The sequence below is a fragment of the Hanstruepera marina genome, assembly GCF_019880635.1.
GTDB lineage: Bacteria > Bacteroidota > Bacteroidia > Flavobacteriales > Flavobacteriaceae > Hanstruepera > Hanstruepera marina.
Genome location: NZ_JAINVX010000005.1, coordinates 169,527 through 193,368 on the forward strand (window position 1 = coordinate 169,527; position 23,842 = coordinate 193,368).

The 23,842-nt window shown below is 34.5% G+C and carries 17 protein-coding genes and 1 pseudogene; 17 read left to right on the plus strand and 1 reads right to left on the minus strand.

All coding sequences use genetic code 11. The annotated features are described in order from the left end of the window. The first annotated feature begins 133 nt into the window (after nt 1-133). Genes rimP through infB form a run of 3 tightly spaced genes read left to right on the plus strand, consistent with a single transcriptional unit; the run spans nt 134 to nt 4,619 of the window. A complete protein-coding gene (gene rimP, locus K7G76_RS13235) occupies nt 134-595 on the plus strand; it encodes a ribosome assembly cofactor RimP (RefSeq protein ID WP_223034698.1) in 462 nt (153 codons plus the stop codon). A gap of 13 nt (nt 596-608) precedes the next feature. After that, nucleotides 609-1,841 carry a transcription termination factor NusA gene (nusA, locus tag K7G76_RS13240; protein WP_223034699.1) on the plus strand — a complete coding sequence of 411 codons (1,233 nt, stop codon included), beginning with the start codon at nt 609-611 and terminating at the stop codon, nt 1,839-1,841. 30 nt (nt 1,842-1,871) lie between these two features. Then, the gene (gene infB, locus K7G76_RS13245) at nt 1,872-4,619 is read left to right on the plus strand and encodes a translation initiation factor IF-2 (protein WP_223034700.1); all 2,748 of its coding nucleotides are present in this window, start codon (nt 1,872-1,874) and stop codon (nt 4,617-4,619) included. Nucleotides 4,620-4,669: 50 nt separating this feature from the next. On the opposite strand, the gene K7G76_RS13250 is transcribed toward infB, so the two are convergent. After that, on the minus strand, nt 4,670-5,071 hold the full coding sequence (locus tag K7G76_RS13250) for an SPOR domain-containing protein (protein ID WP_255573025.1): 402 nt from the start codon (nt 5,069-5,071) through the stop codon (nt 4,670-4,672). 214 nt (nt 5,072-5,285) lie between these two features. On the opposite strand from K7G76_RS13250, the gene K7G76_RS13255 reads away from it, so the two are divergent. From K7G76_RS13255 to queG, 14 genes and pseudogenes are all read left to right on the plus strand, one after another. Next, complete coding sequence (locus K7G76_RS13255; RefSeq protein WP_223034888.1) at nt 5,286-6,578, plus strand: c-type cytochrome; 1,293 nt, start codon at nt 5,286-5,288, stop codon at nt 6,576-6,578. Nucleotides 6,579-6,607: 29 nt separating this feature from the next. Next, entirely contained in the window at nt 6,608-9,736 is a 3,129-nt protein-coding gene (locus K7G76_RS13260) for a TAT-variant-translocated molybdopterin oxidoreductase (RefSeq protein ID WP_223034701.1), read from the plus strand. Between the two features lie 32 nt (nt 9,737-9,768). Next, a pseudogene (gene nrfD, locus K7G76_RS13265) lies at nt 9,769-11,190 on the plus strand (NrfD/PsrC family molybdoenzyme membrane anchor subunit); the annotation flags it as partial. Nucleotides 11,191-11,230: 40 nt separating this feature from the next. Beyond that, on the plus strand, nt 11,231-11,767 hold the full coding sequence (locus K7G76_RS13270; RefSeq protein ID WP_223034702.1) for a DUF3341 domain-containing protein: 537 nt from the start codon (nt 11,231-11,233) through the stop codon (nt 11,765-11,767). A 1-nt stretch (nt 11,768) separates the two neighbouring features. Next, entirely contained in the window at nt 11,769-12,326 is a 558-nt protein-coding gene (locus K7G76_RS13275) for a c-type cytochrome (protein ID WP_223034703.1), read from the plus strand. 24 nt (nt 12,327-12,350) lie between these two features. Further along, nucleotides 12,351-13,733, plus strand: a complete 1,383-nt coding sequence (locus tag K7G76_RS13280) for a quinol:cytochrome C oxidoreductase (RefSeq protein ID WP_223034704.1) — start codon at nt 12,351-12,353, stop codon at nt 13,731-13,733. A 26-nt stretch (nt 13,734-13,759) separates the two neighbouring features. Continuing rightward, nucleotides 13,760-14,827: a cytochrome c oxidase subunit II gene (locus tag K7G76_RS13285; protein WP_223034705.1), complete on the plus strand. Its 1,068-nt coding sequence runs from the start codon at nt 13,760-13,762 to the stop codon at nt 14,825-14,827. 35 nt (nt 14,828-14,862) lie between these two features. Further along, the gene (locus K7G76_RS13290) at nt 14,863-16,653 is read left to right on the plus strand and encodes a cytochrome c oxidase subunit I (RefSeq protein ID WP_223034706.1); all 1,791 of its coding nucleotides are present in this window, start codon (nt 14,863-14,865) and stop codon (nt 16,651-16,653) included. A 69-nt stretch (nt 16,654-16,722) separates the two neighbouring features. Beyond that, nucleotides 16,723-17,745, plus strand: coding sequence for a Holliday junction branch migration DNA helicase RuvB (gene ruvB / locus K7G76_RS13295; RefSeq protein ID WP_223034707.1), 1,023 nt, complete (start codon nt 16,723-16,725; stop codon nt 17,743-17,745). Continuing rightward, nucleotides 17,745-19,088, plus strand: coding sequence for a cytochrome P450 (locus K7G76_RS13300; protein WP_223034708.1), 1,344 nt, complete (start codon nt 17,745-17,747; stop codon nt 19,086-19,088). Before ruvB ends, K7G76_RS13300 begins: the two co-directional genes overlap by 1 nt. 165 nt (nt 19,089-19,253) lie before the next feature. Then, nucleotides 19,254-20,927, plus strand: coding sequence for a hypothetical protein (locus K7G76_RS13305; RefSeq protein ID WP_223034709.1), 1,674 nt, complete (start codon nt 19,254-19,256; stop codon nt 20,925-20,927). Nucleotides 20,928-20,945: 18 nt separating this feature from the next. Next, on the plus strand, nt 20,946-22,169 hold the full coding sequence (locus K7G76_RS13310; RefSeq protein ID WP_223034710.1) for a radical SAM/SPASM domain-containing protein: 1,224 nt from the start codon (nt 20,946-20,948) through the stop codon (nt 22,167-22,169). Continuing rightward, complete coding sequence (locus K7G76_RS13315) at nt 22,163-22,897, plus strand: sterol desaturase family protein (RefSeq protein ID WP_223034711.1); 735 nt, start codon at nt 22,163-22,165, stop codon at nt 22,895-22,897. Before K7G76_RS13310 ends, K7G76_RS13315 begins: the two co-directional genes overlap by 7 nt. An 18-nt stretch (nt 22,898-22,915) precedes the next feature. Then, nucleotides 22,916-23,839, plus strand: a complete 924-nt coding sequence (gene queG, locus K7G76_RS13320; RefSeq protein ID WP_223034712.1) for a tRNA epoxyqueuosine(34) reductase QueG — start codon at nt 22,916-22,918, stop codon at nt 23,837-23,839. Nucleotides 23,840-23,842 lie beyond the last annotated feature (3 nt).

Below are 23,842 nucleotides of genomic sequence, written 5' to 3' on the forward strand. Positions count from 1 at the left end.
TATGTTTAAAATTAAGAATAAAAATTGATATTTTAATCATTATGCAAATCAATTTAATTATTGTATATTTGCATCGTTGAAAGAATAAAGAATAAATGAGGGGACGGAAAGTCCCCTCTTTTTATACCAAAAAATGTTTAGAACAACTGTTGAGAATTTGTTGCAAAAGGCTTTAGATGAGCGTAAGGATTTATTTCTAATAGATTTGTCCGTTGGAAATGATAATGCCATTAAAGTAATTTTGGATGGCGATAATGGTGTAACGGTAGACGATTGTGTTTTTGTTAGTAGAGCTATTGAGCATAATTTAGATCGAGAAGAGCTGGATTTTTCTTTGGAAGTAGCTTCCGCAGGCGCAACAGAGCCATTGAGCCACAAAAGGCAGTATGTTAAAAATATTGGTAGAGATTTAGAGGTAAAAACATCAAACGATGTTGTAAAAGGAAGCCTTGTAAAGGCAACCGATAAGGATATTACTGTGCAATGGAAAGCACGAGAGCCAAAACCAGTAGGTAAAGGAAAGGTAACGGTTCAAAAAGAAGCTAATATTCCTATAGATAGTATTGTGGAAGCAAAAGTTATGATAAAATTTTAATTCAAATAGAGATATGGAAAATCTTGCGTTAATTGAATCTTTTTCAGAATTCAAAGACGATAAATTAATCGATCGTGTAACGTTAATGGCGATTTTAGAAGATGTATTTAGAAATGCATTAAAGAAGAAGTTTGGTGATGACGATAATTTTGATATTATTATAAATCCAGATAAAGGAGATTTAGAAATCTGGAGAAATAGAATAGTTGTAGCCGATGGTGAAGTTGAAGATCCAAACCAAGAAATCTCTTTAACAGAGGCTCGTAAAATCGAACCAGATTTTGAAGTAGGTGAAGATGTTTCTGAAGAAGTTAAACTTATAGATTTAGGGCGCCGTTCAATTTTGGCCTTACGTCAAAATTTAATTTCTAAAATTCATGAGCATGATAACACCAACATTTATAAGCAGTTTAAAGATTTAGTTGGCGATATATATACTGCAGAGGTTCATCATATACGTCATAGAGCTGTTATTTTATTGGATGATGAAGGCAACGAGATTATCTTGCCAAAAGAGAAGCAAATTCCTTCAGATTTCTTTAGAAAAGGTGATAATGTTCGTGGTATTATTGAAAGTGTAGAGCTTAAAGGAAACAAGCCAGCCATTATAATGTCTAGAACAGCTCCAGAATTTTTAGAAAAATTATTCGAGCAAGAAATTCCTGAAGTTTTTGATGGTTTAATTACCATTAAAAATGTAGTGCGAATTCCAGGAGAGAAAGCTAAAGTGGCTGTAGATTCTTATGATGACAGAATCGACCCTGTAGGAGCGTGTGTAGGGATGAAAGGATCAAGAATTCACGGTATCGTTCGTGAGTTAGGAAACGAAAATATTGATGTCATCAATTATACAAACAACTTACAACTGTATATTACAAGAGCATTAAGCCCTGCACGCGTAACATCAATAAAGATTGATGAAGAAAATAAACGTGCCGAAGCTATTTTAAAACCAGAAGAGGTAAGTAAAGCTATTGGTAGAGGTGGTCATAACATTAGATTGGCAGGACAATTAACAGGTTACGAAATTGATGTGTTTAGAGAAGGCGCTGAAGAAGATGTGGAATTACGTGAATTCTCTGATGAAATAGAATCATGGATCATTGAAGAATTCAGTAAAGTAGGTTTAGATACTGCTAAAAGTATTTTAGAACAAGATGTTCAAGATTTAGTAAAAAGAACAGATTTAGAAGAAGAAACAATTATTGATGTTATTAGAATTCTAAAAGAAGAATTTGAAGATTAACATATATTTAGGTTATATTAAAGGCAATTTATGGCTGACACAATTAGATTAAATAAAGTATTACGAGAGCTTAATATTTCTCTAGATCGTGCTGTAGAATATTTAGATTCTAAAGGCATTGAAATAGAGAAGCGACCGACTACAAAGATATCTGAAGAGGTTCATCAACTTTTACACGATGAGTTCGAAACAGATGCTAATAAAAAGGCGAAGTCGCAAGAGGTTAGCGAAGCTAAACAAAAAGAAAAAGAAGCTTTAAGAATACAGCGCGAAAAAGAGTTAGAAGAGAAAGAGCAGGCAAAGGCAAAACAAGCTGCTGCTGTAAAAGAGGAGGAGGTTGTTAAGGCTAAAACAACCCTTTCCGGCCCTAAACAAGTCGGCAAAATAGATTTAGATGCGGATAAGAAAAAAGCACCTAAAACTAAAGAGGTGGAAGCGGTTAAGCCAAAAGCTGAAGTTGTAGCAGAAAAACCTGAAGAAAAAGAAGCTGTAAAAGTCAAACCAAAAACTGAAGATTCATCAGGAAAAGAACCGGCAAAAAAACCTAAAACTTCTGCTGAAAAAGTCAAATCAAAAGAAGCTGAAGCTTCTGAAGAAGTTGTGGCTGATGAGAAAGTAGAAACACAATACCAAAAACTTTCAGGACCTAAAATTGCTGGTGATAAAATTGATTTAAGTCAGTTTAATAAACCTAAAAAGAAGAAAGAAGAAAAGAAAGCAGATTCTAAAAATTCTGAACCTGGCAAGAAAAGACGTCGTAGAATTAGTAAGGCAGGAGCTCCAGGAGCTGGAGGTAACGCAGGTAATCGAGGAGGAAACGATCGTTTTAAAGGAAAAGGTAAAGGTAGGCGAAATGTTGTTAAAGAAGAGCCTAGTGAAGAAGAAGTACAAAAACAAGTACGTGAAACTTTAGAAAAACTTCAAGGTAAATCGAACAAAGGTAAAGGTGCCAAATACCGTCGTGAAAAACGTGATCAGCATAGAGAACAAACTGAAAAAGATTTACAGGCAGAAGCTGCAGAAAGTAAAATCCTTAAAGTTACCGAGTTTGTAACCGCAAGCGAAGTGGCCACCATGATGAATGTTTCGGTTACTGAAATTATTTCGGCTTGTATGTCTCTTGGTATGATGGTAACTATGAATCAGCGTTTAGATGCCGAAACGTTATCTATTGTTGCTGAAGAGTTTGGTTATGAAGTAGAATTTGTAACTGCCGATATTGAGGAATCCATTGAAGAAGTTGAAGATAAACCTGAAGATTTAAAACCACGTGCTCCAATTGTAACCGTTATGGGTCACGTAGATCACGGTAAAACATCGTTGTTGGATTATATTCGTGAAGAAAATGTAATTGCAGGTGAGTCAGGTGGTATTACGCAGCATATTGGAGCCTATGGTGTACAATTAGAAAACGGACAAAAAATCGCGTTTTTAGATACACCTGGTCACGAAGCCTTTACGGCTATGCGTGCTCGTGGTGCTCAAGTTACCGATATAGCTATTATTGTGATTGCAGCAGATGATGATATTATGCCGCAAACTAAAGAAGCTATTTCTCACGCCCAAGCTGCTGGAGTGCCAATTGTTTTTGCAATCAATAAAATAGATAGGCCAACGGCAAACCCAGATAAGATTAAAGAAGGTTTAGCAAACATGAACTTGTTGGTTGAAGATTGGGGTGGTAAAATTCAATCTCACGATATTTCTGCAAAAACAGGTGACGGTGTTAAAGAATTATTAGAAAAAGTATTGCTTGAAGCCGAATTATTAGAGCTTAAAGCTAATCCAGATAAACCTGCGCAAGGTACCGTAGTTGAAGCCTTTTTAGATAAAGGCAGAGGTTATGTTTCAACAATTTTGGTGCAAGCAGGAACCCTAAAAGTTGGTGATTATGTACTTGCTGGTAAAAACAGTGGTAAGGTAAAAGCTATGCATGATGAGCGTGGGAAAGAAGTCAAAGCAGCTGGACCATCAACACCAGTTTCAATTTTAGGTCTTGACGGTGCGCCTCAAGCAGGTGATAAATTTAATGTATTTGAAGATGAACGTGAAGCTAAACAGATTGCCACTAAACGTACGCAATTACAACGTGAGCAATCGGTTAGAACACAACGTCATATTACATTAGATGAAATAGGTCGCCGTATAGCTTTAGGTGATTTCCAAGAGTTGAACATTATACTCAAAGGTGATGTGGATGGTTCTGTTGAAGCCTTAACAGATTCGTTCCAAAAATTATCTACTGAAGAGATTCAAGTGAACATTATACATAAAGGTGTTGGTCCAATTACAGAAAGTGATGTATTGTTGGCTTCTGCATCAGATGCAGTTATTATTGGGTTTAATGTAAGACCAATGGGTAATGCACGCCAAATAGCAGATAAAGAAGAAATCGATATCAGAATGTATTCTATTATCTATGATGCTATTAATGATCTTAAGGATGCTATGGAAGGTATGTTGTCTCCTGAGTTGAAAGAAGAGATAACCGGTACTGCTGAAATTAGAGAAATATTTAAGGTTTCTAAAATTGGAAGTATAGCAGGTTGTATGGTGACAAACGGAAAGATTTATAGAAATTCTGGCGTGCGCTTAATTCGTGATGGTGTTGTGGTTTACACAGGTGAACTGGCTTCATTAAAACGTTTTAAAGACGATGTTAAAGAAGTTTCTAAAGGATACGATTGTGGTATGCAAATCAAAAATTATAACGATATTAAAGAAGGCGATATAATTGAAGCATTCCAAGAAGTAGAAGTGAAGAAGAAGCTGAAATAAGTTTTAAATACTATAAAAAAAAGCGACCAATTGGTCGCTTTTTTTTAGTTTTAATCTTTTTCTTTTTTAGGCTTAAAAACAAAAGCGCTTTTAAACTCTTTTTGAACTTTCAATAATGCTCTGTCTGCTTCTAACCGACTTCTAAAATTTCCGACCCAAACTTTATAATTTGGAGTTTCAAATACAGTTATTACAGGTAATTCGCTCATTTTGGTTTTAACTATAGACTTTGCCTTCTCGGCTTCTGCTTGACGATTTCCAGAAAAGACTTGAATTTTATAGCGTTCGGAATCAGTTTCAGATGTGTTCATGGCCGTTTTAACCACCAGCAATTTGTTAATTTTTGGGTCTTGATTAATGTTTAAACTGCCTTCTTGTGCAAAGCTAATTTGCGTAGTTAAAATTAGACATGAGGCTAGAAACAGCATATTTTTAGGTTTCAATAAATTCATTTTCAATAGTATTTAATACAAAAGTAAATTATAATAACTAAAACTCAGTCTATTTTATTATTTAGAATTTCTCTAAATTAGCAATTAACAGTTCTGTAACATTTCTAAAATCGACTTTAAATGTTACTTTTGCGTGAGATTTTATTATTGTATTTTTTTCTTTTATTAAATGAAAAAATCATACCAAAGTTTAGAAGTTAATTCAACTAATAATATGAAACAGGTGAATCACCGAAAATTAGGCAAAAACATTCTCCGTTTAAGTTTAATTATTTTACTAGCGTTTTCAACCTCACTTTCTGCTCAAGAAGGCGATCCAGCAAAAGGAAAATCTTTATTTAATGCCAACTGTGCTGCTTGTCATAAATTAGACAAGAAGATGACAGGGCCTGCACTGCGCAAAGTAGAGCAAAGACTTTCAGATGAACAAGGCTTGGATAGAGAGTGGATTGCAGCTTGGATTAGAAACAGTGCAGCTGTAATTAAGTCTGGAGATGCTTACGCAAGCAAAATTTATGACGAATATGGTGGAGCGGCTATGACTGCCATGCCACAGTTGACAGATGAAGACATAAGTCATATACTAGCTTACACAGCTGAAGATGTACCCGAGCCAGTAGTAGCGCAGGTAACAGGAGGTCAAGATGGAAGCGGAAACCAGGAAGGCGGAATTTCAAATAAAATGATTCTTGGAGCTTTAGCCGTTTTATTTGCGCTATTAGCCATGGCGCTAGTTTTGGTTAGACAAACACTTAACCGTTTTGCTGAAGCTAAAGGTGTAGACATTTCTGAAACAAAAGGCACACCAATATGGAAAGCATTTGTGCAAAACCAATTTTTAGTATTGGTTACTGCTATTTTCTTATTGTTGGCTAGTGGTTATTTTGTTTATGGTTATTTAATGCAGGTAGGTGTTGATCAAGGATACCAACCTGTTCAGCCTATCCACTATTCACATAAAATACATGCTGGTGATAATGGCATCGATTGTAAATATTGCCACTCATCTGCTAGAGTAAGTAAAACTTCAGGAATCCCTTCGCTTAATGTATGTATGAATTGTCATAAATCTATTTACGAAGTTGCTCCAGAAACAGCTACGGCAGAATACAGTAAGGAGTTTTACGATGGTGAAATTAAAAAGCTTTATGCTGCAGTTGGTTGGGATGATGCTGAACAAAAATATACAGGAGAAACTCAACCGGTTAAATGGGTAAGGATTCACAATTTGCCAGATTTCGCCTATTTCAACCACTCTCAACACGTTTCAGTGGCTGGTATTGAGTGTCAAACGTGTCATGGTCCAGTTGAGGAAATGGAAATTATGTATCAGCATGCGCCGCTTACAATGGGATGGTGTATTAACTGCCATAGAGAAACAAATGTAAACGTTAAAGACAACGCATACTACGAGAAAATTCATGCAGAATTGTCTAAAAAGTATGGTGTAGACCAATTAACAGCTGCTCAAATGGGTGGTCTGGAATGCGGTAAGTGTCATTATTAATTTAATAAGAAGTAATTCAATTATATAATATGTCATCAAACAAGAAATACTGGAAAAGTGTTGAAGAGCTAAACGAGAATAGCTCTATTGTTGAGACGCTAAAACAAAACGAATTTGTTCAAGAGATTCCTACTGATGAATTTTTAGGAGATAAAGATTCTTTAGAGAGCTCTAAAACAACACGTCGTGATTTCTTAAAATATGTTGGTTTTAGTACAGCTGCAGCTTCGTTGGCTGCCTGTGAAGGGCCAGTTATTAAATCAATTCCTTATGTAGTGCAACCTGAAGAGATTGTGCCTGGAGTAGCAAATTATTATGCTACAACTATTGCAGACGGATTTGATTTTGCAAGTGTTTTAGTTAAAACTCGAGAAGGTCGTCCAATTAAAATTGAAAATAATGCTTTAGCTGTTACTCACGGTAGTGCAAATGCTAGAGTTAATGCTTCTGTTTTGGGGTTGTACGATAGTTTAAGAGTGCAAGGTCCAATGAGAGAGGGTGAAGCCATTTCTTGGAGCGATTTTGAAGTTGAAACAACTCGAGTGCTTAATAGTTTAAAAGGTTCTGGTAAAGATGTTGTGTTGTTAACACAAACGTATGCAAGTCCTTCAACAAGAAACTTAATAGCAGATTTTAGAGAAGAATATGGAAATGTACGTCATGTAGTTTATGATGCTGTTTCAGAATCAGCTGCAGTAGAGGCTTTCCAAAAACAATATAACAAAAGAGGTTTAGCTGATTACGATTTTTCGAAAGCTATGACCATTGTTTCTGTTGGTGCCGACTTTTTAGGTGACTGGCAAGGTGGTGGTTTTGATTCTGGATACTCAAAAAACAGAGTGCCAGATCACGGTAAAATGTCACGTCATATTCAGTTTGAATCTAATATGTCACTTACAGGTGCAAATGCAGATAAGCGTGTGCCAATGACACCAACACAACAAAAATTAGCTTTAGCTAAATTATATAGTGAAGTTGTTGGTGGTTCTGTGTCAGTTGATTTACCTGAGCATATTGCTCAAGCTGTAAGTCAAGCTGCAGCAGAATTAAAGAAAGCAGGAACGAAAGCAGTTGTTGTTACAGGTATTCAAGATGTTGATGCCCAAACAGTTGTTTTAGGTATTAACGAACACTTAAACAGTGATGCTTTTGATAGTGAAACTACTATAAAAACAAGACAAGGTAATGATAATGAAGTAACCCAATTAGTGGCAGATATGAATGCCGGTAAAGTAGGTGCCATTATTATGAGTGGTGTAAACCCACTATATACATTACCAAATGCAGATGAGTTTGCTGCTGGATTAGAGAAAACACAATTATCTATTGCGTTTTCAATGAAAACTGATGAAACATCAACGAAATGTCAATATATAGCTGCAGCACCACATTATTTAGAATCTTGGGGTGATGTTGAAATAAAAACAGGGCATTATAGTTTAATGCAGCCTGCTATTCGTCCGTTATTTGATACAAAACAATTTCAAGATTGCTTGTTGAAATGGACCAATAATAGCCAGTCTTATAATGATTACATTAAGCAAATCTGGTCAGAAGATATTCTTCAAGGTAGTTCATTTAATAAAGCTTTACACGATGGTTTCTTTGTTAATAATACTACGGAATCTGATGATTTAGATGTTTTAGAAGGCGATATCGATGCAGAAGCAGATACTTCAACTGCACCTAGCTTTGGAGCTGCTGCAAAAGCCTTGGCAAATGCTAATGCGGGTCAAGGTCTTGAATTAACTCTATATTCTAAAGTATCGATGGGAGATGGTCAACAGGCCAATAACCCATGGTTACAAGAAATGCCAGATCCAATTACAAGAACAACTTGGGATAATTATCTAACAATCTCTCAGGCAGATGCTGATGAGTTAGGAATTAAAAACTGGAATGTGGCTAATGGAGGATTAAATGGAAGTTTAGTTGAATTAACTGTAAACGGTATTTCAGTTACTATTCCAGCGCTTATACAACCTGGGCAAGCTAAAGGTTCAGTTGGACTAGCATTTGGTTATGGTCGTAAAGATGGATTAAAATCTGAAATGCAAACGGGTAAGAATGCCTATCCTTTCTACAAGGATTTTAACCCAGTTCAGTCAGGTGCTCAAATTACTGCATTAGCTGGGGAGCATGAGTTTGCATGTGTTCAGTTGCATAATACGTTAATGGGTCGTGGCGATATTATAAAAGAAACCACATTAGAAATATTTAACACATACGATAAAGAGGATCATAAACATGGGTGGAATAAAGTTCCAGTAGTTTCTCTTAATCATGAAGAAACACCAGTAACGTCGCCAGAGGTTGATTTATGGGATGAATTTGACCGTTCAATTGGTCATCATTTCAACTTGTCAATCGATTTAAATGCCTGTACAGGATGTGGCGCATGTGTTATTGCTTGTCATGCTGAAAACAATGTGCCAGTAGTTGGTAAAACTGAAGTACGTCGTAGTCGTGATATGCACTGGTTACGTATTGATAGATATTATTCTTCTGAAGAGTCTTTTGAGAATGATAATTCTAAAAAGGATAATATTTCAGGATTAGGAAGTTCATTAAGCGAATTTGGTGAAATGGAAAGTCCATCAAATAATCCTCAAGTAGCATTCCAACCTGTAATGTGTCAGCACTGTAATCATGCGCCTTGTGAAACAGTTTGCCCAGTGGCGGCAACTTCACACGGTCGTCAAGGTCAAAACCACATGGCGTATAACCGTTGTGTAGGTACGCGTTACTGTGCAAACAACTGTCCGTATAAAGTACGTCGTTTCAACTGGTTTTTATATGCTCAAAACGATGAGTTCGATTACCATATGAATGATGATTTAGGACGTATGGTTCTGAACCCAGATGTAACAGTTCGTTCACGTGGTGTAATGGAGAAATGTTCAATGTGTATACAAAAAACACAGAAAACTATTCTTGATGCTAAACGTGATGGTCGTGAAATTAAAGATGGTGAGTTCCAAACAGCTTGTTCTGCAGCTTGTAGTAATGGCGCAATGGTATTTGGTGACATTAACGATAAGAAAAGTAAAGTTGCAAAACTTAAAGAAGATAACCGTATGTATCACTTGTTAGAACACGTGGGAACAAAACCAAACGTGATGTATCAAACGAAAGTGAGAAATACAACCGAAGCATAATAAATTAATTAAGAAACAATTATAAAAGGATTATGGCGTCTCATTACGAAGCACCTATTAGAAGACCTTTAGTTACAGGCGAAAAATCATACCACGATGTATCTGTGGATGTAGCAGCTCCTGTTGAAGGTAAAGCAAACAAATCTTGGTGGATTGTATTTTCTATATCACTTGTAGCTTTCCTTTGGGGAATAGGCTGTATTATTTATACAATTTCAACAGGTATTGGAACTTGGGGTTTAAATAAAACCGTAGGTTGGGCTTGGGATATTACTAACTTTGTTTGGTGGGTTGGTATTGGTCATGCAGGAACACTTATTTCTGCGGTACTTTTACTATTCCGTCAAAAATGGAGAATGGCAATTAACCGTTCTGCAGAAGCAATGACAATTTTCTCGGTAGTTCAAGCCGGTTTATTTCCAATAATTCACATGGGTCGTCCATGGCTTGGGTATTGGGTATTACCTATTCCAAATCAATTTGGATCGCTATGGGTAAACTTTAACTCACCGCTACTTTGGGACGTATTTGCAATTTCAACGTATTTATCGGTGTCATTAGTATTCTGGTGGACTGGTTTGTTGCCTGATTTCGCTATGATTCGTGATAGAGCAGTAAAGCCTTTCCAAAAGAAAATTTATTCTTTATTGAGTTTTGGTTGGTCTGGTCGTGCTAAAGATTGGCAACGTTTTGAAGAAGTATCATTGGTATTAGCTGGTTTAGCAACACCTCTTGTACTTTCGGTGCATACTATTGTATCGTTTGACTTTGCTACGTCTGTTATACCAGGTTGGCATACAACCATTTTTCCACCTTACTTTGTTGCAGGTGCGATTTTCTCTGGTTTTGCAATGGTAAACACCTTATTAATCATTATGAGGAAAGTATGTAGTCTTGAAGATTACATAACGGTTCAGCATATTGAATTGATGAATATAGTTATCATGATTACAGGTTCTATTGTTGGTGTGGCTTATATTACAGAGTTATTCATTGCGTGGTATTCTGGAGTAGAGTATGAACAATATGCATTCTTAAACAGAGCGACAGGACCTTACTGGTGGGCATATTGGGCAATGATGACGTGTAACGTATTCTCTCCACAGTTTATGTGGTTTAAGAAACTACGTACCAGTATCATGTTCTCATTCTTTATTTCTATTGTTGTAAACATAGGAATGTGGTTCGAGCGTTTCGTTATTATCGTTACCTCATTACACAGAGATTATTTGCCATCATCTTGGACAATGTTCTCGCCAACATTTGTAGATATTGGAATATTCATTGGAACTATCGGTTTCTTCTTTGTATTATTTTTATTATACGCTAGAACATTCCCTGTTATTGCGCAGGCAGAAGTTAAGACAATTCTAAAGTCCTCTGGAGAGCGTTATAAGAAAATAAGAGAGCGTGGCGATAGTTTAGTTGGAACAGGTTCAGATGTAAGAACATCTGGAGAGAATAATAAAGAATCAAAAAATTAGAAAGTAGCATATGGAAGCTTCAAAAGTAATTCACGCTATTTATACAGATGATGATGTATTGATGTCAGCCGTTAAGAAGGTTAAGTCAGAAAAACATCATATCGAGGAAATATATACACCATTTCCAGTTCACGGACTAGATAAAGCCATGGGCTTGGAACCAACTCGTATAGCAATTGCATCATTTATTTATGGATGTATTGGTTTAACAGTTGCTATCGTTATGATGAATTTTATCATGATTGAAGATTGGCCTCAAAATATTGGAGGTAAACCAAGTTTTAGTTATTTGGAAAACATGCCAGCATTTGTTCCTATTATGTTTGAGTTAACGGTATTTTTTGCGGCGCATTTAATGGTAATTACGTTTTACTTACGTAGTAGAATGTGGCCATTTAAAAAAGCTGAAAACCCAGACCCAAGAACAACAGATGATCATTTCTTAATGGAAATTGCTGTTCATGGCAATGAACAAGAGTTAGAAAGTTTGTTAAAAGAAACTGGAGCTGTAGAAGTTAATTTAGTTGATAAAGAAGAAGCACATTAATATGAAAGGCTTATTTAAAATAGTAGTTATAGCATTAGTATTAGTAGTTGTTGTATCATGCAAAAAGGATACAAAACCAAACTATCAATTCATGCCTAACATGTACGAACCTGTATCATATGAAACTTATATGGAATCTGATGCATTTAGAAGTGGTTGGGAAGCACAATTACCGGCTGAAGGAACTGTGCCTAGAGGATTTACTCCATTCGATATAGCTAACACTACCGAAGGTTATAATTTCGCTAAAGATTCATTATCGAGTCCTTTGGATTCTACAAAAGTAGATTTGGCTAGAGGAAAAGAGTTATATGATATTTACTGTGGTATTTGTCATGGTAACAAAGGGGATGGCCAAGGTACTTTAGTGAAACGTGAAAAAATATTAGGTATTCCTAGTTATGATGATGTAGGTAGAGCTATTACCGCTGGAAGTATATACCATACTATTTATTATGGTAAAAATGCCATGGGTTCTTATGCTAATCAATTAAACGAAGAAGAGCGTTGGCAAGTAACAGCTTATGTATTGGACCTAAAAGCTAAATTAGAAAAATAAGATAGATAAAGTTTATATATAGATATGTACACATTCTCAAAAAAATTAAAGACCATTTCTATCGCACTAATGATAATTGGAGCGTTGGGTGTTGTGTATGGTTTCATGACATCTCATAAATCTTTTGATGAGGTTGAAACCATGCTTGCAGAAGAAGCTTCACATCATGGTGGAGGTCATGGTGAAGACGTAGCACATGCTGCTCCAAGTCATGATGAACATGCTTCAGAAGATGCTCATGCAGAAGGTGGTCATGCCGATACTGTTGATGAGCACACCAAACATGTTGAACATGTACAGCACCAAATAGCAAACAGACCGTGGTCTGCTGTATACGTAGCTGCATTCTTTTTCTTTATGATTGCGTTAGGTGTTTTGGCATTTTATGCTATTCAATTTGCAGCGCAAGCAGGTTGGTCTCCTGTTTTGTTTAGAGTAATGGAAGGGATAACGGCTTATGTCTTACCTGGAGCACTAATTGTTTTGGCTATTGCTGTAGCTTCACACTTTTTAGGACATAATAGCATTTTTGTTTGGATGAATGAAAACATGACGAATCCTGAACATCAAGATTATGATAAATTAGTAGCTGGTAAATCAAGTTTCTTAAACTTACCTTGGTTTATTATACGTGGTTTAATATTTATCGCAGGATGGAGTTTATATAGACATTTTGCTCGTAAGTTTTCAATAGCTCAAGATAATGCCGATGTAAATGATAATAGTAATTTTAAGAAGTCGTTTAGAATTGCTGCAGGATTTTTAGTATTCTATATCTATACAGAATCTATGATGTCTTGGGATTGGATTATGAGTGTTGACCCACACTGGTTTAGTACCTTATTCGGGTGGTACGTTTTTGCAAGTATGTTTGTAAGCGGTATTACAGTTATTGCATTAATAACAATGTACTTGAAATCTAAGGATTTATTACCATTTGTAAACGATAGTCATTTGCATGATTTAGCAAAATTCATGTTTGCTATCAGTATTTTCTGGACTTACCTATGGTTCTCACAATTCATGCTTATTTGGTATTCAAACATTCCAGAAGAGGTTACGTATTTTGTAACGCGTTTTGCAGATTATAAGTTACCATTCCTTGGTATGGTAGTAATGAATTTTGTATTCCCATTATTAGTATTAATGAATAGTGATTATAAGCGTATTCCCTGGTTCGTTGTAATGGCTGGTATTGTAATTCTATGCGGACATTATATTGATGTGTTCAATATGATTATGCCTGCCACAGTTGGTGATAGATGGTTTATTGGAATACCAGAAATAGGTGCCATAATGTTATTTGCTGGTCTATTTATATTTGTAGTATTTACAGCCTTAACAAAAGCACCATTATTAGCTAAAGGAAATCCATTTATTAAAGAAAGTGAGCACTTTCATTATTAAAAATTAATTAAAGAAGAGAAAAGACAATGACAGCTTTTTTAACAGTTATAATTTTAGTTTTTATTGCCGTTGCAATTTGGCAAATGATAAAAATATTTGATTTAGCCCAAGTTGGTGCATCAAATAGTCAAGTTGCAAACGATCAAGACAATAAGCTTAATGCTTATTTAATGATTGGATTTTTAATTTTCATTTACGCAATTACTATTGTGTGTTTTGTGAATTGGGGCGATTTACCGTTAATGTCAAATTCAGCTTCTGAACATGGACCTGGAATTGATAATTTAATGATCATATCTATGGTCATCATTTTTATTGTTCAAACAATCACACAGTTTTTATTACACTATTTTGCTTACAAATACAGAGGTGAAAAAGGAAAAAAAGCATTATTCTATGCTGACAATAATACTTTAGAGGCTATTTGGACAATAATACCGGTTATTGTTTTAGCAGGTTTGATTATTTACGGATTGTTTACCTGGACTACCATTATGAACGTTAACGAAGATGATGATCCTTTAGTAGTTGAATTATATGCCCAGCAGTTTAACTGGAAAGCTAGATATGGTGGAAATGACAATACATTAGGAAAAGCTAATGTGCGTTTAATTAATTTAGACAATGCCAATATTTTAGGTGTTGATGAATCAGACCCAAATGCACAAGATGATGTCATTACTACAGAATTACACTTACCAGTTGGAAGACCAGTATTGTTTAAAATGCGTTCGCAAGATGTATTGCATTCTGCTTACATGCCACACTTTAGAGCACAAATGAACTGTGTGCCAGGTATGATTACACAATTTGGATTCACACCAACTGTTACGACTGCAGATATGAGACAGCGTGAAGCTATAGTTGATAAAGTTGCAAACATTAACAACATTCGTAAAGAGAAGAGTAAAGAATTAGTAGCCAATGGAGAAGAGGCACTTGAGCCATACGTATTTGACTATCTTTTGATTTGTAATAAAATTTGTGGTAAATCACATTACAATATGCAAATGAAAATAGTAGTTGAGACTCAAGAAGAATATGACGCTTGGATGGCTGAACAAAAAGAATTCAAAAATTCTTTAATTAAGTAATTTATAAATAGGTTTTAAAAAGTATATAGAAGATTATGTCAACACACGCAGATACTCACGAACACGACGATCACGGACATCATCATAAAGAAACATTCGTGACTAAATATATTTTTAGTCAGGATCATAAAATGATTGCCAAGCAGTATCTTATTACAGGTACTATTATGGGTGTTATAGGTGTTTTAATGTCTCTAATGTTCAGAATGCAAATTGCATGGCCAGAAGAACCAAATGTGTTATTTGAAGCTTTATTAGGTAAATGGGCTCCTGATGGTGTAATGGATGCTGACATTTATCTAGCATTAGTTACAATACATGGTACTATAATGGTATTCTTCGTTTTAACTGCTGGATTGAGTGGTACGTTTAGTAACCTGTTAATTCCGTTACAAATTGGTGCAAGAGATATGGCTTCAGGATTCCTAAATATGGTTTCTTATTGGTTGTTCTTTTTATCTAGTGTTATAATGGTAATCTCATTATTTGTTGAAGCTGGTCCAGCAGCAGCAGGATGGACAATTTATCCACCGCTATCTGCGTTACCAATGGCTCAAGGTGGCTCAGGAATGGGTATGACGTTATGGTTGGTATCTATGGCTATTTTTATTGCATCATCGTTATTGGGTTCATTAAACTATATTGTAACTGTAATAAATTTACGTACAAAAGGAATGTCAATGACACGCCTACCTTTAACTATTTGGGCGTTTTTTGTAACCGCCATTATTGGTGTGGTATCATTCCCAGTATTATTATCAGCAGCATTATTATTAATAATGGATAGAAGTTTTGGAACATCATTCTTCTTATCAGATATATTTATACAAGGTGAAGTATTACACTACCAAGGTGGTTCACCTGTATTATTTGAGCACTTATTCTGGTTTTTAGGACACCCTGAAGTATATATTGTAATATTACCAGCAATGGGATTAGTGTCTGAAATTATGGCATCAAATTCACGTAAACCTATATTTGGTTATCGTGCCATGATTATGTCTATTTTAGCTATTGCGTTTTTATCTACAATAGTTTGGGGTCACCACATGTTCGTTTCAGGGATGAATCCATTTTTAGGTTCTGTATTTACATTTACAACCTTATTAATTGCCATACCGTCAGCTGTTAAAGCTTTTAACTGGATAACAACAATATGGAAAGGGAATCTTCAAATGAACCCAGCCATGTTGTTCTCTATTGGTTTTGTTTCAACATTTATCACAGGTGGTTTAACAGGTATAATTTTAGGTGATAGTGCTTTAGATATTAACGTACATGATACATATTTCGTTGTAGCTCACTTCCATTTGGTAATGGGTATATCAGCATTGTATGGAATGTTTGCGGGTATTTACCATTGGTTCCCTAAAATGTTTGGACGTATGCTGAACAAGAAATTGGGTTATATTCACTTTTGGGTAACTGCAATTTGTGCATATGGAGTTTTCTTCCCTATGCACTTTATAGGAATGGCCGGTTTACCAAGACGTTATTATACCAATTCTAACTTTCCATTATTTGATGATTTAGCAGATGTTAATGTTATTATTACCATTTTCGCTTTAATAGGTGGAGTTTTCCAATTGGTTTATTTATATAATTTCTTTGCTAGTATTTTTACAGGAGAGAAAACAGTTCAAAACCCATGGAGATCTACAACTTTAGAATGGACAGCACCTGTTAAGCATATTCATGGTAATTGGGAAGGTGAAATTCCTCATGTTTACCGTTGGTCTTACGATTATAGTAAGCCAGGTCATGATGAAGATTTTGTACCTCAAAACGTTCCGTTAAAAGAAGGAGAAGAAGAATTACAACATTAGTGTAATTATACAATAATATTAAAAAGCCTTTCTATTTTTAGAGAGGCTTTTTCTTTATATTTGTTTTGTATGAACGAAAATTTAGACCCAACTAACGAGCATTTTTCTCCTGAAGAACTTGATGTAGAAAAAAAATTGAGACCATTATCATTTGATGATTTTACGGGTCAAGACCAAGTTTTGGAAAACCTTCAAATTTTTGTTCAAGCCGCTAATGGTCGTGAAGAGGCTTTAGACCATACTTTATTTCATGGTCCTCCTGGACTTGGTAAAACTACTTTGGCGCATATTTTAGCAAGTGAATTGCATGTAGGCATCAAAGTAACATCTGGTCCCGTTTTGGATAAACCAGGAGATTTGGCAGGATTACTTACAAATCTTGAAGATCGTGATGTCCTGTTTATTGATGAAATACATAGGTTGAGTCCAATTGTAGAAGAGTATTTGTACTCTGCTATGGAAGACTACAAAATCGATATCATGATTGAGTCTGGACCTAATGCCAGAACCGTTCAAATTAATTTGAATCCTTTTACATTGGTTGGTGCAACAACACGTTCGGGATTGCTTACAGCTCCTATGCGTGCACGTTTCGGTATTCAAAGTCGGTTACAGTATTACAACACTGAATTGTTGACTACCATTGTTCAACGAAGTGCTAGTATTCTAAATGTTCCGATTACCATGGAAGCAGCGGTTGAAATTGCAGGGCGTAGTCGAGGTACGCCACGTATAGCTAATGCCTTATTGCGCCGCGTTCGTGACTTTGCCCAAATTAAAGGTGATGGAAAAATTGACATTAAAATTTCTCGTTTTGCTTTGGAAGCCTTAAATGTGGATGCCCATGGTTTGGATGAAATGGATAACAAAATTTTATCGACCATTATAGACAAATTTAAAGGAGGGCCTGTAGGCATTACAACACTAGCTACAGCCGTTAGCGAAAGTGCTGAAACTATTGAAGAAGTTTATGAGCCTTTTTTAATTCAGCAGGGCTTTATTATGAGAACACCAAGAGGGCGTGAGGTGACCGAACAAGCCTATAAGCATTTAGGGAAAATAAAAGGGCCTACGCAAGGTGGTTTGTTTTAATGGCATCTAATAAAAAGATACCTGAAGTTTCAACTTTCACCTTTTTAAGGCAAGCCCTAAAAATATTGAACAACCCTTTGCCATTTCATCGTAAAAATTTTGAGCGTTACGGCGATATTTTCAAGCTAAATGTTGGTTTTGGTAACCATGCCATTTTTTCTAGAGATGCAACGCTAGCCGAATATGTGCTTCAAAAAAACTGGAAAAACTACAAAAAATCTACAATTCAAACAGAAGACCTTGCCAAGTATTTAGGAAAAGGACTATTGACTTCTGAAGGCGATACATGGCGTAAGCAGCGTAGACTTATTCAGCCTGCTTTTCATAAATCGAATTTAGAAACTCTTATAGAAACCGTTAAGGATACCGTAATCCATGAAATTAAATACATTCAACCTAATACAAATGTTAATGTCTTACCTGTTTTTAGTGATTTAGCATTTAAAGTCGTTGTAAGAGCTCTATTCAGTAATGCTGCAACCGATTCGGAAATTAGAACCTTACAAAGTATTACAGAAGAAAACCAGCTTATGTTGGTAAAAGAGTTAAGGCAACCTTACTTAAAATGGTATTTTGAATCTTTTGGTATTATTGATAAACATTTAAAGCGTTCAAAAGAATCCAGAGATATCCTAAAGAATATCATTGTTAAAAGGAAACAAGAGCAAACAATTTACAACGATTTGTTGGATGTGCTGCTGGATGCACGATATGATGATGGTTCAGCTATGAGTATGGAACAACTAATAGACGAAATTTTGGTGCTATTTGTTGCAGGGCATGAAACAACGGCTAACGCCTTAAGTTTCACTGTGCAGTTGTTGGCTCATAATCCCGAATGGCAAAATAAAATACGTAAACAATATCAGACTATTTTAAACGATAACAAAGATGATATAATGGCTGCTATTTTGCAATCGCAGTTTGCAAAACAAGTAATTGAAGAATCTTTAAGGTTGTATCCGCCTGCGTATTTTATTGATAGGGTTAATATTGAAGAGGATTCATACAATGGGTTTCATTTTAATAAGGGCAGTAATTTATTGTTTTCCATTTTTGAGATTCATAGGCATGAAGCATTATGGGAGCGCCCCAACGTATTCGCTCCAGAACGGTTTACTCCAGAACAAGCTAAACAGCATTCATCACACTATTTTCCTTTTGGTGCTGGTCCTCGTAAATGTATAGGAAATAATTTTGCAATGTTTGAAATGATATTGACCATATCTGAAATAGTATTAAAATTCAACATTCTGCCAGTTAGAAAAACTATTGAAATTAATCCGTTGATTACTTTGAAGCCAAAAAATGCTATTGTAAGATTCGAGAATTTAAAAGAATAATTCGTTTTATAAAGGCATTGTTTTTAAAACAAATTAAAGATGTTGTAAAGCAAAAAAAACTGAAATTCAATACTTTACACGGCTTGTGTTTTAAAATAAAGACGAGTTAGACAGAGAATTTTCTGGATTTTTCATTATATTTAAGTACCACAAACCACTGATTTTATGAAAACAATAACTAACGATTCATGTCCTCTTATTGTTTTTAAAAAAAACAAAAATTTAACAAGAGGATTGGCTCTAATTTTGACATTTACATTTCTGAATTTAATAATAAGTTGTTCTTATTATAATGTAAAAGATTTAACCACAAGTCCAGAGACCCTATCAAAACAAATAGAAAATTTCAACTCTGAATCTAGGTATGCTGTAATTCATACAGGTATAACTATATGGCATTTAGAAAACATAATTTTAAATGAAGATAACAAAACTATTACCGGTATTGCACAAGAACTAAGTTTAGAACACACACCTTTACAACCAAGAGAAAAAAAAAGAGTACATAGGTACAAAAGAGATAAGCAAGAACCATTTAACGAGTTGCATTTGTATTTATCTTCAAATGTAGATGCTAAATTTGGAAGTGAGGTTACCATACCTTTTTCAGATATAACATCGCTATCAATCAATGAAAGAAATAGCGGTAGATCTGTAGCTAATGTAACCTTGGGAGTTGTAGGTATCATTGCCGGTATAACTATCATTGTATCGGCCTTAAAAGGTTCTTGTCCCTTTGTTTATATTAATAACGGTGAAGAGTTTATTTTTACTGGGGAATTATATCCTGGTATTATAACTGCAAATCAGCAACGAGATGATTATTTAAACTTGCCGAATCTAACTTCAAATAATGGTGATTTTATATTAAGAATCACTAATGAGTTAAAAGAAATCCAATATACCGATCAGGTTCAACTAATATTAGCGGAACATCCAGAGAATGTTGAAATATTATTGGATAAAAATGGTGTTCCACATTCGTTTGATTCAATTTTGCCACCTAATCTTACAGATGGAAATATTAAACCTCTATTAAAAAAAGATAATACTTCATATCTGTTCAATTCTGAAACATCAAATCACTCGCCATTAAGAGATATTACACTAGAGTTTGATAAGCCTAAGCAGAAATCTCAGGCTAAACTTTATTTAAAAGTAAAAAACTCTATGTGGTTGGATTATGTTTTTGGTAAGTTTAATGAGCAGTTTGGGAGTTACTACAATAAATTTCAAAAAGATCAGCAATCAATTTCAAAAGAAGAAAGTGAAACATGGATAAAAGAACAACACATCCCACTTTCAGTATACATACAAACAAATAAAGGGTGGGAATTGGTAGATTTAATTAATTCAGTTGGACCAATGGCCTATAGAAATATTGTAGTGCCAATTGATTTAAAAGATATCGAAACTGATAAATTGAAGATTAAACTCGAAACTGGTTTTATGTTTTGGGAAGTGGATTATGTAGGTATAGATTATTCTAAAAATATACCCTTACAACTTCAATATTTAGAACCAGTTACAGCAATTACTCAAGATGGGGATAATGTAAGAGAGCTTCTTTCTCACGCAGACCGAAACTACTTTGTTCAGCCAGAAATTGGAGATCAAGTTGAAGTATTATTTAAATACAATGCACTCACTTCTAAATCTAAAAAATCATTTTTCTTAAAAAATAGAGGTTACTATAATTATATAAGAGAATATAAAGGACAGCCAGACTTTAATAAACTGAAATTATTTAGGAACCCAGGGGCTTTTACTGAATTTTCTAAATTAGAGTATGAAGCTTTAATTGATTATAGTAACAGTTCTTATGACAATATTTACTAATTGATAAGTTTATAATTTATGCTAGTAGAACTTCAAAAAGAACTTGTTGAAGATGAAGTAGAAAAAAAGGCTGCTGCATTTGACAATTATAATCAATATATTATTTCAGGATTAAGTTTAAAATTCATTCATTTAAAACTTAAGTTAAGTCTCTTGAAGATTGCTATTATTTGTTATAACAATCCTCTTGATTGGGTTAAGTCATTATTCTATTTAGTAAAATTGCGTAGACGATTTTTGGGAGATAATTTTCTAAAAAAAATGATTTACTCTAATGGTAGATATTATATGGGGCTCTATACACCTGGATGGAACAGTAATGTTTACAAACAATTTATCGCTTCACAACTTAATGATTTTAAAACTGTAAAAATTAAAGCAAATAGATTCAATACTGTTTTTTTAGCCATAACGAAAAAATGTGCTTTACAATGTGATCATTGTTATGAATGGGATAATCTTAATAAGAAAGATGTTTTAACTTCCAAAAAATTAAGACTTATAATTAAGAAACTACAACTAAAAGGAGTTAGTCAAATTCAACTATTGGGAGGAGAACCATTATTAAAAATGGATTTGTTAACAGAATCCATCAAAGGGGCACATAATAAAACGGATTTTTGGGTAACAACATCTGGGTTTAAGCTTACAAATGACAATGCATATCGCTTAAAAGAAGCTGGTTTAACAGGAGTAATAGTGAGCTTGGATCATTACATGCCAGAAAAGCATAATTTCTTTAGGAAATTTGATGATGCCTATTACTGGGTAGAAGAAGGTCTTAAAAATGCTGCAAATAACAATTTAGTTACCGCACTTTCCATTTGTGTTACTAAAGAGTTTATTTCTGAGGATAATTTAATGAAATATATGAATCTGGCTAAAAAACTAAATGTTGCCTTTGTTCAATTTTTAGAACCAAAAAGTATTGGTCACTATGCAGAGAAAGATGTTGCATTAAGTCAATCACACATTAAAATATTAGAGGGTTTTTTTCTAAAAATGAACTTTAGCTCTGCTCATAACAAGTACCCAATAATAACTTATCATGGTTATTATCAAAGAAGGCAAGGTTGTTTTAGTGCAGGTGTTAAAGGTCTGTATGTTGATACAGATGGAGATATTAACGCTTGCCCATTTTGTCATAAAAAGACAGGGAATGTTCTAGACGAGACATTTGACAAAAACTTGAATGTGTTAAAAGAAGAAGGCTGTCCTACATATAGTTCAAAGACATGTTAGATGATTTTTCAAAAATTGAGTTATGGCTTTTAGGGACTTTTAGTTTTATAATTAGATATTTTTTAATTGCAGGTGTTTTATTCTATATATTTTATATGTGGAAGAAAAAAGAAATGTTAAAATTTAAAATTCAGCAATCAACTCCTAAATTCAATCAAATAAAAAAAGAAATTTTGTATTCCATAAGTACGTTTCTTATTTACGGTGTCGGAATTTTTCTATTTTTATTTTGGATAGATAACGGTTATACTAAACAATATAAAAGCATTGATGAATTTGGGGTTTTGTATTTTGTTTTCAGCATTTTGATTATGATAGTTACCCACGATGCTTATTTTTATTGGACTCATCGCTTAATGCATTATTCAAAATTATTTCAGTATGCTCATAAAACCCATCACCTATTCAATAGTCCTACACCTTGGGCTTCTTTTGCCTTTCATCCATTAGAGGCTATTATTTCTATAGGTATAATACCAATAATTATTTTTGTTATACCTTTTCATCATTGGGCTCTTGTAATTTTTGTCACCTTTTTAATGGTTTACAATACATTCATTCATTTGGGCTATTTTACTACTAATCTTAAATTTTTTAGGTTCCAGAATACATCTAAAGATCATGATTTACACCATAATGGATTAAAAGGAAATTATGGATTGTATTTTACAGTTTGGGATAGATTGATGGGAACTTATAAGCACAATATACCAATATCAAAAAATTAAATAGTTTAACTTTACGCTGTGAGTTATAAACAGCAATACAGCAAACTTATTAAAACTGAAGCCAAACGTTTAGGTTTTATATCATGCGGGATTAGTAAGGCAGAATTTTTGGAGGAAGAAGCACCACGATTGGAAAAATGGTTAAACAATAATAGGCATGGTGAGATGCGATATATGGAAAACCATTTTGATAAACGTCTTGACCCAACCCAATTGGTTGAAGGATCAAAAAGTGTGGTTTCCTTGTTGCTTAATTACTTCCCTTCAGAAGTTCAGAATTCAGAAAGTTACAAACTGTCAAAATACGCTTACGGAACAGATTATCATTTTGTCATCAAGGATAAGTTAAAATCTCTGCTTCATTTTATCCAAGATGAAATAGGAGAGGTAAACGGCCGTGCTTTTGTCGATTCTGCTCCAGTATTAGATAAAGCATGGGCTGCTAAATCTGGGTTGGGATGGATAGGGAAACACAGTAATCTTTTAACTCAACAAGTTGGGTCGTTTTATTTTATAGCCGAATTGATTATTGATTTAGAGTTGGGTTATGATACACCTACAACAGACCATTGTGGGACATGTACAGCTTGTATTGATGCATGTCCAACAGGTGCCATTATTGAACCTTATGTAGTAGATGGCAGTAAATGTATTTCCTATTTAACCATTGAATTAAAAGAAAATATCCCTACGGAATTTAAAAGTAAAATGGACGACTGGATGTTTGGTTGCGATGTCTGTCAGGATGTTTGTCCATGGAATCGGTTTTCAAAGCCACATAATGAGCCTTTATTTAATCCTCACCCTGAACTTTTAGAAATCTCTAAAAAAGATTGGGAAGAGATTACCGAAGACACTTTTAAAAAGGTATTTAAAAAGTCAGCGGTAAAGCGTACCAAGTTTTCTGGGTTGAAACGCAATATCAATTTCTTAAAACAATAGTTA